Genomic DNA, 12,619 nt, shown 5'->3' with positions numbered 1-12,619 from the left:
CTGGAATAGGAAATTTAGGCCGCCTTTTTCATGGATAGCTCCTTAAGCAGTTTGTCTAGTGCTTCTAAGCGTGCCTGGGCATCCGGTAGTTCTTGGACAAAACGGAGTTTTTCCTGGCCATCTAGCTTATAGACGCTAGGTTGCTTTTGTATCAAGTTAATGATTGCCATGGGATCCACGTTGGGTTCTGGTCGGAAGTAGATCCGGCCACCATAGGCGTTTGCCTCAAGTTTGCGGATCCCAATTTCATTTGCCTTCAGGCGAAGTTCATGGATAGCAAATACGGTCTTAGTGGCCTCTGGCAATAAGCCAAAGCGATCAATCATCTCCACCTGAAGCTCCTGCAGTTCTTGATAGCTCTTGGCGGTGGCGATCCGTTTATAGAGCACTAAGCGGGTATGCACATCAGGAAGATAATCTTCCGGAATGAGGGCGGGGGCATGGAGGTCAACCTCTGGACCATGTTCTGCGGATTGTTCCAAATCCAAGGTTTGCCCGGATTTCAGGCTATTGACCGCCCGTTCCAGCAGGTCATTGTAAAGACTAAAACCGATCTCTTGCATTTGCCCACTTTGGTCTTTACCCAGCAGTTCTCCAGCTCCTCGGATCTCCATATCATGGGTGGCCAAGGTAAAACCAGCTCCCAGTTCTTCCAGGGACTCGATGGCCTCTAGGCGTTTGACCGCATCTGCGGTCATAACCGAGCGAGGGGGAACAATCAGATAGGCATAAGCTCGGTGATGGGAGCGTCCCACCCGTCCACGCAACTGATAAAGTTGGGCCAGGCCGAATTTATCAGCCCGATGGATGATGATGGTATTGGCACTGGGGATATCAATCCCCGTTTCGATGATAGTGGTGCAAACCAGGACATTAAAGCGCCGGTGGTAAAAATTTAGCATCACCTGTTCCAGTTCCCGCTCCCGCATTTGGCCATGGGCGACACCCACTTTGGCCTCGGGAAAGAGGGATTGAACCCTCTGGGCCATTTTATCGATGCTTTCCACTTCATTATGGAGAAAATAAATTTGTCCCCCGCGTTTGATTTCCCGCAGCAAGGCCTCTCGGAGGAGGTTGTCATCCCACTGCCGCACAAAAGTTTTAATAGCCAGGCGGCGCGCCGGTGGGGTGGCAATGATAGAAAGATCCCGGAGTCCTGAAAGAGACATATGTAGGGTTCGAGGAATAGGGGTCGCGGTTAAGGTGAGTATATCCACCTCGGCCCGTAAGGCCTTCATCCGTTCTTTTTGTCGGACTCCAAACCGGTGTTCTTCATCGATAATCACCAGTCCCAGGTCCTTGAAGCGGATGTTTTCCTGCAATAGTTTATGGGTGCCAATCACAATATCCACCCGGCCATCGGCAATGTCCCTGATCACAACCTCTTGCTCTTTGCGGGAGCGGAAGCGGGATATGACCTCTACCCGCACTGGCCAATCGGCAAAACGGTCCTTAAAGCTTTGATGGTGTTGTTGGGCTAGGAGCGTGGTGGGTACGAGCACGGCCACTTGTTTGCTTGACTGGGAGGCGATAAAGGCAGCCCGCATGGCTACTTCGGTTTTACCAAAACCCACATCCCCACAGACGAGACGATCCATGGGCTTATCTGAAGTTAGATCAGCAATCACTGCCTCAATAGCGTCGGCCTGATCGGGAGTTTCTTCAAAAGGAAAGGCTCGGGCGAAAGCGGCATAGTGGGAATCGGGAGGGGGCAGGGCAGGTTTTTTCCGTGCTGCCCGCTGGGCATAGATAGCTAGCAGCTCGGCAGCCACATCTCGGACCCGCTCCCGGGCCTTGCGTTTGGCCCGTTCCCAGTGACCGGAACCCAGTTTATGCAAGGGTGCAGCTTCGGGGGAGGCGCCGGTGTAACGGCTAATCAGGTGAAGAGAGGAGACGGGAACGTAGAGTTTATCCCCATCGGCGTATTCCAGTGCCATGAATTCGGTGCGGACTTTCCCCACTTCCAGGGTCTGTAACCCTAAATAGCGGCCCACACCGTGTTCTTCGTGGACCACTGGGGCGCCGATGGAAAGCTCCACCAGATCTCGGACTACCGCATCCGTATCCCGGCTACGTCCTTTTCGACGGCGTTGCTGCATGGCTTGCTCGCCGAACAATTGAGGTTCGGCAATTACTGCAAGCTGTGGTTTTCCCAGTAGCAAGCCCTGCTGTAGCGGTGCTACAGTGATCCCGAAGCGTTTCTCGCCCTGAAGAAAAGTTTCCCAGTTTTCAAAGAAGTGAGGCTGGATTCCGCTGTCTTTGAGCAGCTCCCGCAAGGTTTCTCGGCGCCCCGTGGTTTCGGCGGCAAATAATACCCGTCCTTGAAAGTTTTCTATAAACTGATTGAGGGTTTCCAGAGGTTGGGAGGCGCGAGCATTGATCGTGAGTTGGGGGGGGGTTTCGGTGGCGAAGTTTTGATGACCTGCCTTTTCCTCTAGTTCGGAGGGTTGCAGGCTGATCCGGGGTAGACTTTTAAGAGCGGCAAAGACCTGGCCCGTTTGAAGGTAGAGTTGCTGGGGGTTGAGTAGGGGACGTTCTAAATCATGGCGACGCTGCTCATAGCGATCGTTGATTTCTTTCCAAAAAGCGTTAGCTGTTGCGTGGACTCCCTCTAAGGTGACCGCCAGGGTGTTTTCTGGAAGATAATCGAATAGGGCATCGGTACGGTCGAAAAAAAGCGGCAGATAATACTCAATTCCTGGGGGGAGAGTCCCTTCGCTCACCTCGCGATAAATAAGGCTGCGTTGGGGATCGCCGCTAAAGGTGCTGCGATAGTTTTTTCGGAACTGAGTAATAGCCTCTTCCGTCAAGGGGAATTCCCGGGCTGGCAATAGCCGGATCTGTTCTATATGTTCCGAGGAACGCTGGGTTTCCGGGTCGAAGCTGCGGAGGCTGTCCACTTCATTATCAAAGAGGTCGATTCGATAGGGCACCCTGCTGCCCATAGGGAACAGGTCAATAAGAGAACCCCGAACCGCGAATTCGCCGTGCTCCATCACCTGGGAAACACAACGATATCCCCCCTTTTCCAGTTGCTTTCGCCAGGATTCCAAGTGAAGGTGATCGCCAGTTGCTACCAACAGGCCATGGGTTTCTAGGTATTCCCGGGGCGCAAGGCGTTGCATCAAAGTGGATACGGGGACGATCAGTACTCCGTGCTTTAATCGGGGTAATTGGTAGAGGGTGGCTAGACGCTCAGAGATAATGTCTTGATGGGGGGAGAAGGTGTCATAGGGGAGCGTCTCCCAATCGGGAAAATGAAGGATGGGAAGAGTTTCTTGGCCGCTGCAATAGAAGCGGAGTTCATCCTCCAGCCGATTTGCTGTGACTGTATCTGGCGTAATCACCAGGATTGGCCCCGGGTGATGACGGGCGCTGGTTGCTAACACCAGGCCGAAACTGCTTCCGTAAAGTCGACCAAAATAGCGATGCTCGCCTGCCTGTTGGGGCAAGGCCGGCGATAAAGAGGCAAGATTTAAAACGGATGACATGGAAATTCTGGCAATTTTATAAAAATTGCTAAATTTTACCAGCTAGCCTGGTTTTTTCACCCCCAAGATCCTGTGGTAGAACCTGGACAGTAGGAATAGCAAAGTTGGGATTATATTCCTGTTGATTTAAATGTGGATAATATTATATCTCTTTCAAAAATTAGAGACACAGTGGGGAAGGTTAAATACCACGAGTTTTCCGCCTCGTGGCCAGGTAATATTTGGAGAAGCTCTTAGAAACAAGCTTACGTTTATGCTTGCGGGAATGCTATAAAGGAAGACCCTATCAGGAAAAACCCTAAATGAGCGTGGTCCACCTGCCATAGTCGAATGCACTATAGTAATATTATCAAGCTTACTAAGAAGCTTCTATCGGGTCATGGGCACTCACATGTTCACCGAGGAGGTTGATATGTCGTCAGGAAAGGGCTTCGTCGTAGTGGCCGTGATCCTTGTCCTGGTCGTACTACTCGGGGGTACCTATAGGGTCCTGTTCCACATGCCGGGCCAATCTTACCGCGGCATGCCGCCGCCGCTGGCGAGCGAAGAGAAGGCGTTGCGTGACCGCCTCCAGGAGCATGTCCGGGTTCTGTCCCACCAGATTGGCGAGCGGCACTACTGGGAGCCCAATCACAAGCTGAACGCGGCGGTCTATATCGAACAGACGTTCCGGAACACGGGCTACGAACCAGTCAGGCACGCCGTTCAGACCCATGAGAGACTATTCGACAATATCGAGGTAACGCTGCGGGGAGACCGCCTGCAGGACGAATCATTGGTCATCGGCGCCCACTACGACACGGTCCGCGGTAGCCCCGGCGCGGACGACAACGCCTCCGGGATCGCCGTCCTGCTGGAGCTGGCGCGGCTGCTGCATGACGCGAAGCCCGACCGGACCCTTCGCCTGGTCGCCTTCGCCAACGAAGAGGCCCCCTTCTTCGGCACCCAAGCCATGGGCAGCCTGAATTACGCCCGACAGACCCGCGCGGACGGCGAGAACATCGTGGGCATGATCTCCCTGGAGATGCTGGGCTACTACACCAGGGAACGCGACAGCCAGCACTACCCGCCGCTCCTCGGCTACCTCTACCCGGACACGGGGAATTTCGTGGCATTCGTGGGCAACATGGCTTCCCGGCAACTGGTGCGGGACGTCATTGAAGCCTTTCGCGAACACGCCACGGTTCCCTCGGAAGGCCTGGCCGCGCCGGAACTGCTAGAAGCCATCCGGCGCTCGGACCACTGGGCTTTCTGGGAGAGGGGCTACCCGGCCATAATGCTCACGGATACGGCCAACTTCCGCAACCCCTACTACCACGGCCCGAGCGACACGTACCCCACACTGGACTACGAGTCCATGGCGCGGCTGACCGCCGCTTTGGCACAAGCCGTGGCAGATATGGCCCGACAGTGAGGTGACCCGAGCGTGGCATTGAGCAGATCGCCTGTCCGTATGATGGCGTTGTGCATTGCCTCAATGCCCAGGAGCTATCGCAGGGGCGAGCCAGGCTGAGTGGGGGAGAAGGGTTGAAGGATCAAATTCACGGGCGAAGGCATAGATCGCCTCCTCGGCCAGGGTCATCGTGCCCGTCTCAAACCGTCGCGGGGGTGGGCAATCACTCATCGACCATGACCGTTGGAATAGAACCTTTTATGGTAAATTAACAAGTAAGCTGTCTATGGCAAGCGTTATAGCTTTTCTAGACGCTTATCGGTGATGCCTAATTTACTCGGTCAGAATGATCTTACGTGTTGTACAGAGTTTGTTGAGTAATGTAATGGCGGAAAACCGTTTCTCTTCTTTGCGCCCCTTTCCTGCTTGATCGTATATTTTATCAATACTCAAAGTATCTCCCTGCATGCTCACTTGGGCGGTATAGGCATCATAGCTGAAATCATTGCCAAAATCGATCCAATCCATAGGTATCAAGTATTCGATCCCGTTAGGTATGCGCTTTGCGCTGAAATCTGCCTTCAGGCTGGATTTTCTTAGCTCTTCAGGAAGGGAAGATCGTGCATGAGGTTTAGATTGCAGAGTGCTCTCATAGACCAAAACTTCGTCTCCTTTTATCTGATTTACCGGGACGCGGAGGATATAAGAACTCCCGTTAATAAGGTGCAGGAAGAAATAGTCCCCAGCTTCCCCGTTAATTCGTTCTCCTCTTGTTTTGACTTCAAATATTAGTTGATTATCCGATGAGACCTTCGCCTTAATGCGCAATATATCAAGCTCAGGTGTTAAAGCTTTATCTTTGAAAGAGAGTAGAATACGAGGATCATCGTAATTGTTCATGGCAAAGACAGGAGCGATACCTGCTAACATGAAAAGAATCGCTAGTACCACGTTTACCACGTTCCTATTCATGACCAAAAAACATTCCTTTCTCATGGATCATTTTCGCGATATCGCCTGCATCTTCCACTGCATCGAACAGAGCTCTAATTCTTCCTTCGGGATCAATTAGAAAGGCGGTACTGCTGTGATCCACTTGGTAGTGGAGTCTATTTCCTACATTCTTTGTATAGAAAACAGCTTCCACACCAAAAGTACGTTTAAGGCGTTTTAGATTATCGCCTTTCAGACGTAAATAGGAAATATTAGACCCAAACTTTTTGGTATAGTTGGCTAAGACCGCATTTGTGTCTCTATCTGGATCGACTGTCACAAAGATCCCATCTAACTTAATTTGCTTTTCTGCTGCGGTTTTCATTAGCATGGAAAGGTTTGCTAGCGACATGGGACAGATATCGCTACAGTGCGTAAACCCAAAGACGACTAATTTCCATTGATTTCTATTGCTTTCACTTCCTTTCTCTAAGTAGGCTATCGCTTCCTTTTGCAAAGGCGCGGGATGCCTCAGTACGATGGTTGAAGCTATTAGATTAACTGGAATAAACAGCAGAAGCATCATGACTGTAGCGAGGCTATATAAAGCCCTATTTTTCATTTCTACGTTGTTTTTCCTTAGTTAATTTTTTATGGTTATATTGCTGGTGCTGCACTCAACCGGCCTAACTTTTTTCATCAATAATCTACTCATGAGAAAATATGGAAGCCCGGTTGGTGCATTGAACAAACAGTAATTAGCGAATACCGCCTGCAGCAAACAGACCATGTGGCATGACCAGGCCATCGCTAGGACCAAACACTTTAATGACGGTGTCCGTCAGGGTATCAATTTTGATGATATACCCCGAAACCCAGCTTGCCAGTAACAAATATCGGTTATCTGGTGTTGGACTCAGGGTGTGGGCAACAGCAAAGCCTTCTGGAAGTTCCACACCCGGTTGGAATCTTTTTATAAACCGTGGCCGGTAACGGTCACTAATATCGAAGACCGACACATAGCCATCATCAGCAAAGGTGTGGTCAATCGAATCTTCCTCTGCGATATAGAGTTTGTTTCCAACAACAGCAATATCGGACGGAGAGCGAAAAACACCAGGCCCATGAACATCATTAGTGTGCTTAATAATTCGAGTGGCGGTTCCCTCCCAGGCATCTATTAACCACACACTCGGTGGAATAATTCTACGGGTAGTGGGCGGTGTCAAAGAGGTTTTGTCGAATTGCATTGAAGCGGTGATGGCGTAGCGTTCATCCAGCCAAAATACATAATGGGAAAAAGCCGCATGCCGTCTCTCATTGCCTAGCATAATTTGCTTCACGGCTTCCAGTTGTCCGTTCTCTCTATTGACTTTATACAAATCAATAACGTTATTATCAAAGAAATACCCTGTTCCCAGCCCTAGGGTTCCTGACTTATTGAACATGATGCCATGGGTCTGTTCCGTATATCCAGGGATGCTGATAGGGTCGACATCAGAAAATTCATTCGTTTTGTAATTAATAACGCGCACCTTGTCCCCCGTCCATTCGGTGAAATAGACAAAATCTGAATAGGGTAATAAGGTGGGACCGTGGATTTGGGTGGCAGGAGCCAATAGCCAGTTAGGAACGGCTTGGGCATTGTTGATGGATTCTACAAAGGGCAATTCTGCCGGGGTGTTTGGAACGTCTACCGGCAATAACGAATCCGCGACCACTTCTGCCGTACCATTATCCCAGTCGATTTCTTCAACCTTCAACGCAATGATATAGGCGGGATGTTCTTCCGTATTATCGGTGGTCACGTAAAATCTATCCCCTTCTGGTAATACCATCGTGTGTTGTAATGGAAGATCAGCGGGCCAACCTTCGATAAAGAAAGGATCTATAGTTATAATTTTGTCTTCTTTATAGTTAAGGAGATAGATCATGCGAGTGTGATAATCGATGGCGGTTACCACAGGCTGCAGATATTTATTATAAATATTTGGGGACTCATCTGCTTTTACTTGGTTTACAGAAACAGTAAGTAAGCAGACGAGTGCTAAAAGAAAATTAGAGGTAAATTTATTCATTTCTTGACTTCTTGTTCTCTTTTTCAATTTTTTTAATCCCTTGGAATCGCTTTAGTGTGTAACTTTCTGCGGGTTTCCAATTCGGCATCTTATTCTTTTGTCATTTATTATTAGTTAAATATATATCTAATATGAGTTACATATCTTATCATTCATCATTGAATTAAATGTGAATTAAATAGATAAAATTGAGAGATATTTCTCAATTTAAAAAGTGAATCATAAATAACCTTTTAAGGTTTTGCATAGTGGTATTCCCGGCAAACCCTGAAACTTTCTGATAAAAAATTGTTATTCCTGGTGGAAAAGTTGATTGATTAATAGCAGGAGTTTTTATATAAATTATATTATATCTCTCTCTAAAAATTTACTGATAGTGAGAGGGTGATGAAAAGATCGCAGGGAAGCTAGCCGGCAGTGAGAACCGGATCAATTGGATAAAAAGGTAGCTATATTATTCGAGACCAGGGAAAGGGGCTTTGAGAATAAATCAAGCAAACTGATCTAATGAAAAAAAGGGGCCATGAGAAGGCTGCCAATAGCCACCACTTTGATTAGAATATTCAATGAAGGGCCCGCCGTGTCTTTAAAAGGATCACCCACTGTATCGCCTACAATGGAGGCATTATGGGCAGGGGAGTTTTTTCCTCCTAAATGACCTTTTTCAATATATTTTTTAGCATTATCCCAAGCGCCGCCAGTATTCGCCATTAGTAGAGCAAGCATGACTCCCGTCAATAGTGCTCCGCCCAACACCCCTCCTAGGGCGTAGGGGCCCAGGGTAAACCCCACTAGGGGAGGGACCATCACCGCCAGTAAGCTAGGCAGGATCATCCGCTTGAGGGCAGCACGGGTAGCGATTGCGGTACAGCGGGCATTATCCGGTTTTGCTTTGCCTTCGAGTAAGCCCGGGATTTCCCGAAACTGACGTCGGATCTCCACAATCATTTCTCCTGCTGCTTCCCCCACGGCGGTCATGGTGAGGGCGCTGAATAAAAAGGGGAGCAGCCCCCCAATAAACATCCCGACCAATACTAAAGGATCGGTGATGTAGAGCATAAAATTGGGAATCTGGAGGATCACCACTTGCACATAAGCGCTAATCAGCGCCAAAGCGGCCAAGGCGGCGGCACCGGTGGCAAAGCCCTTACCAATAGCCGCTGTGGTATTGCCCAGCTCATCTAGGGTATCGGTGATTTGACGGGTTTGGGGTCCCATGCTAGCCATCTCGGCAATTCCGCCGGCATTATCTGCGATTGGACCGTAGGCATCCACCGCCATGACAATCCCTACCGTGGCCAACATACCCACAGCAGCGAGGGCGACTCCATATAGACCCGTGAGATAAGTAGCGGCGAGAATAATCCCGCCCAAAGTAAGTACTGGTATCATCATGGAGGTCATGCCTACGGCTAGCCCTTTAATAATCACCGTGGCTGGCCCCGTTTCTCCAGCAGAAGCGATCTGGCGAATAGGGCGGCCTTCAGTATAATATTCGGTAGCCAAACCGATTATCAGACTTCCTAGGGCCCCAGCAAGGACGGTCAACCAAAGCCGTATATCCATGCCGGCGAGGTCGATAATGAGCCAAGCAATGGCCATAAACAACACCGTGGCAGTACCCACACCCAGGCGTAGCGCCATCTCCGGCGCTTTAGCGGCAAATCCCCGTACCATGATGATGGCTATAATAGAGGCAACTAGGCCCCCCGTAGAGAGGGCCAAGGGCAGAAATAGAAGTTGAGCTTGGCTACCCAAGGGATCGATGGCAGTAGCAGTCATGGTGGAAGCAATGGCAATGGCGGCAATGATGGAGCCACAATAGGATTCAAAAATGTCCGCACCCATCCCGGCGATATCCCCCACATTATCCCCCACGTTGTCGGTAATCACGCCAGGATTGCGGGGGTCGTCTTCTGGGATTCCTATCTCAAGTTTGCCTACTAGATCGGCCCCCATATCGGCGGTTTTGGTGAAAATACCGCCCCCCACCCGTGAAAAGAGCGCCACTATAGAGGCCCCCATTCCAAAACCATTTAGGGCACGTAGAGTTTCCGGATTATCGGCAAAGGCTAGGTAAAGGCCACCTAGACCTAGCAATCCCAAGGAAGCGACGGTAAGCCCCATGACTGACCCCCCAAAAAAAGCGGTGGTCAGGGCTGCGGCTGCGCCTTGATAATGGGCAGCCACGGCGGTACGGCCATTGGTGCGGGTGGCTGTATGCATGCCAATAAACCCCGCAGTAGCAGAGCTGACGGCCCCAAGGAGGAAAGCCAGTGCCGTTTCTATATTAAAAAAAGTCACCAGAATCCCAAACACTAGTCCGGTAAATCCAGCTAGCACCAGATATTCTTGGCGGATGAATACCTGGGCGCCTTGCTGAATGGCGCGGGTGATTTCAAGGATTTTGCCTTCTCCTGACGGTAGGCGGCTGATCATGGCATAGACGGCCCAGGCGACTAATAAGCCGAGAACGCCTGCCAGGGGGGGTATCCAGTAAAAAGGCATGAAAAAGACTATAAGGCTGCTTGGAGAGGGTTATTAGGTAAAGATTGGGCAAACAGGGCGACCCGCTTTTCATAGGCTTCGCGGGCAATGGCGACATCTTCTAAAAGACGCGGTAATTCTTCGAGCAGTAACGCTTGGGGACCGTCGACCAAAGCTGTCTCGGGAGCAGGATGAAAATCAACCAATACCATATTCGCTCCGGTAATGATCCCTTGGGCAGTGACATGCATGAGATCCATGATTCTATCAGGGGAATGGGCACGGGAGCCTACCGAGTGAGAAGGGTCGATACACACTGGCATTCGGGTCAATCGTTTGATGACGGGGACATGGGCAAAATCCACAAAATTGCGATGGGGATCACCGGCGTTGGTTTTCATTCCTCGAAGGCAGAAGATCACCCGACGATTGCCTTCGCTGGCCAGATACTCAGCGGCGTTAAGGGATTCTTCCAAAGTAATGCCAAAACCTCGTTTGAGTAAAACAGGGTATTTTTGCTGGCGCCCTGCGATCTTTAATAATTCGAAATTTTGGGTGTTGCGAGTCCCAATCTGCAGCATAACGCCAGTTGGACTACCTGCTTTGCTCAAAGTCTGATCAATCTCATGAATATGGGATTCATGGGTGACCTCCATGGCGATAACCTTGATCCCATATTTTCCAGCTAATTCAAATACATATGGAAGACAGGCTTTACCAAGGCCTTGAAAAGCATAGGGGCTGGTGCGGGGTTTATAAGCGCCCATTCGGGCGCACACTTGATGATTGGCTTGCAAAGCCTGCATCATCAGTTCAACATGTTTCCGAGTATCTACGGCGCATAACCCTGCAAAGACATGAAGGTTATGCTGGCTAAAGAGGACCCCATTGTATTCAAAGTGACTAGAGCGGGCTTCATCTTTATGCCGCCCTAAAATCCGATATTCTTCGGAGACTCGAACGACTCGCTCCACACTAGGTAAAAGGGCTATCTCTTCAGTATCGATAGCACTGGTTTCTCCAATTAAATAAAGTTCAGTGAGTACCTGCTGTACCCCAATTTCTTGGTGCTCCCGGATAATGATATTGGGGATATTATGAAGGTGACGTAAGGTCTCTCGATATTCTTCGGAGTTTTTATCCGTGTTGGGTTGTAAAATAATAATCATGCTCTAACCGGGCTTTGGGGAGGATAAATTTAGATTATGCCATATTAGCCTTGAGAAAATAACAACTTGGAGGGCTTGAGACCCTGTTTTTGAATACGGTAACGTAAGGTTTCCCCAGTGGGTTGCTAAGGCGCGGGCAGTATCAGCAATATAGAACGTAAATGACCCTACCCCTTAGGAATATCAGTGGGGCAGGGTCCCTCTTATTAGTGCTAGTGGCTAAATAACCATTTATTGCCTAGCGCTAGAATTTGTAATTAATATCAAATTGAACATTATGGGTGAAGAGATCATTGCCGCCGTCATTGTTGATAAATTGTCCCATATAGCCCAGCATGAAGCCCACATGTTGGGTCAACTGATAGGTAAGGCCTCCAAAGGCACGATTTTCGCTAAATCCTTCCACGCCAAATTGGTTTTCGTTTAAATAAGCTAGCACTTCATCCCCTGCATACACTGATAAATTTTCGACTTGGGGAATAGGGTGTTTGAACATGACAAATTGACGTATCCGGACCCCAACATCGTCTCCACTAGGGCCGGTATTAGTAATGGCAACCCGTTGCTCCAGACGGCTACGGGACATCACGGTGAGATCGCCGAAAGGTTTGACCCACAGGAAATCTTGATAGGGACGGCTTTCTTGAAGATGCCCCCCATTGAGTTGCTTTATCCAGTCGTGGGTATAGCCTAGCCAGATGCTGGAGTTTTCTGTCAAATTGTAGCCCCCTTGTACCCAAACTAGATTCTCTGAAAACCGCAGACTATCATCATCGGGAAACCGAGCAGGATTAAGATCCCGATCATCCCGGGTTCGGGGTTGATCGATAATCATCCAACGGAAATCTTTCCCTTCAGAGGAAAGAAAACCAAAATCTCCTTGGAGAGTGAGAGAAGTCCAAGTACCAAAAATGTTATCGGTACCCGCCAGGGCTGGCGTAGTCGCTAAAAGCGAGAAAAGGGCAAGATAAAATGGGATTTTTTTCATTGGGTCGTTTCTCTCCCTTATATTTTCTTTAGGTTCTTTAGGGTGCTTTAGTGCGTTAATGCTGGTGAGAGATCCTCGGT

At 49.5% G+C, this 12,619-nt stretch carries 9 protein-coding genes; 1 reads left to right on the top strand and 8 read right to left on the bottom strand.

Annotation, left to right across the window (positions count from 1 at the left end):
* Positions 1 to 14 precede the first annotated feature (14 nt).
* Positions 15 to 3,491: a transcription-repair coupling factor gene (gene mfd / locus E3U44_RS13625; RefSeq protein ID WP_134358690.1), complete on the bottom strand. Its 3,477-nt coding sequence runs from the start codon at positions 3,489 to 3,491 to the stop codon at positions 15 to 17.
* A gap of 391 nt (positions 3,492 to 3,882) precedes the next feature.
* On the opposite strand from mfd, the gene E3U44_RS13620 reads away from it, so the two are divergent.
* Positions 3,883 to 4,905: a M20/M25/M40 family metallo-hydrolase gene (locus E3U44_RS13620; protein WP_240761487.1), complete on the top strand. Its 1,023-nt coding sequence runs from the start codon at positions 3,883 to 3,885 to the stop codon at positions 4,903 to 4,905.
* A gap of 60 nt (positions 4,906 to 4,965) precedes the next feature.
* Here E3U44_RS13620 and E3U44_RS19370 read toward each other — a convergent pair whose 3' ends face one another.
* The 7 genes from E3U44_RS19370 to E3U44_RS13590 form a co-directional block, all read right to left on the bottom strand.
* Positions 4,966 to 5,115 (bottom strand): hotdog family protein, encoded by a 150-nt coding sequence (locus tag E3U44_RS19370; RefSeq protein ID WP_166805086.1) that lies wholly within the window; start codon positions 5,113 to 5,115, stop codon positions 4,966 to 4,968.
* Positions 5,116 to 5,217: 102 nt separating this feature from the next.
* Complete coding sequence (locus tag E3U44_RS13615) at positions 5,218 to 5,814, bottom strand: hypothetical protein (protein ID WP_240761485.1); 597 nt, start codon at positions 5,812 to 5,814, stop codon at positions 5,218 to 5,220.
* Between the two features lie 34 nt (positions 5,815 to 5,848).
* Positions 5,849 to 6,439, bottom strand: a complete 591-nt coding sequence (locus E3U44_RS13610; RefSeq protein ID WP_134358688.1) for an SCO family protein — start codon at positions 6,437 to 6,439, stop codon at positions 5,849 to 5,851.
* Between the two features lie 136 nt (positions 6,440 to 6,575).
* Positions 6,576 to 7,895 carry a hypothetical protein gene (locus tag E3U44_RS13605; RefSeq protein ID WP_134358687.1) on the bottom strand — a complete coding sequence of 440 codons (1,320 nt, stop codon included), beginning with the start codon at positions 7,893 to 7,895 and terminating at the stop codon, positions 6,576 to 6,578.
* A 504-nt stretch (positions 7,896 to 8,399) separates the two neighbouring features.
* Positions 8,400 to 10,403 (bottom strand): sodium-translocating pyrophosphatase, encoded by a 2,004-nt coding sequence (locus E3U44_RS13600; RefSeq protein ID WP_134358686.1) that lies wholly within the window; start codon positions 10,401 to 10,403, stop codon positions 8,400 to 8,402.
* An 8-nt stretch (positions 10,404 to 10,411) separates the two neighbouring features.
* Entirely contained in the window at positions 10,412 to 11,551 is a 1,140-nt protein-coding gene (locus tag E3U44_RS13595) for a 3-deoxy-7-phosphoheptulonate synthase (protein ID WP_134358685.1), read from the bottom strand.
* Positions 11,552 to 11,795: 244 nt separating this feature from the next.
* Entirely contained in the window at positions 11,796 to 12,539 is a 744-nt protein-coding gene (locus tag E3U44_RS13590; RefSeq protein WP_134358684.1) for a DUF2490 domain-containing protein, read from the bottom strand.
* Between the last annotated feature and the right edge of the window lie 80 nt (positions 12,540 to 12,619).

The sequence above is a fragment of the Nitrosococcus wardiae genome (genome assembly GCF_004421105.1).
In the GTDB taxonomy this organism is placed as follows: domain Bacteria; phylum Pseudomonadota; class Gammaproteobacteria; order Nitrosococcales; family Nitrosococcaceae; genus Nitrosococcus; species Nitrosococcus wardiae.
The sequence above is the reverse complement of the archived record's forward strand: the minus strand, read 5'-3'. Positions and strand labels throughout refer to the sequence as shown.

Excerpts from the sequence above, each read along its gene's own strand:
- mfd (WP_134358690.1), bottom strand. The coding sequence starts at position 3,491 with ATGTCATCCGTTTTAAATCTTGCCTCTTTATCGCCGGCCTTGCCCCAA.
- E3U44_RS13620 (WP_240761487.1), top strand. The coding sequence starts at position 3,883 with ATGTTCACCGAGGAGGTTGATATGTCGTCAGGAAAGGGCTTCGTCGTA.
- E3U44_RS19370 (WP_166805086.1), bottom strand. The coding sequence starts at position 5,115 with ATGAGTGATTGCCCACCCCCGCGACGGTTTGAGACGGGCACGATGACC.
- E3U44_RS13615 (WP_240761485.1), bottom strand. The coding sequence starts at position 5,814 with ATGTTAGCAGGTATCGCTCCTGTCTTTGCCATGAACAATTACGATGAT.
- E3U44_RS13610 (WP_134358688.1), bottom strand. The coding sequence starts at position 6,439 with ATGAAAAATAGGGCTTTATATAGCCTCGCTACAGTCATGATGCTTCTG.
- E3U44_RS13605 (WP_134358687.1), bottom strand. The coding sequence starts at position 7,895 with ATGAATAAATTTACCTCTAATTTTCTTTTAGCACTCGTCTGCTTACTT.
- E3U44_RS13600 (WP_134358686.1), bottom strand. The coding sequence starts at position 10,403 with ATGCCTTTTTACTGGATACCCCCCCTGGCAGGCGTTCTCGGCTTATTA.
- E3U44_RS13595 (WP_134358685.1), bottom strand. The coding sequence starts at position 11,551 with ATGATTATTATTTTACAACCCAACACGGATAAAAACTCCGAAGAATAT.
- E3U44_RS13590 (WP_134358684.1), bottom strand. The coding sequence starts at position 12,539 with ATGAAAAAAATCCCATTTTATCTTGCCCTTTTCTCGCTTTTAGCGACT.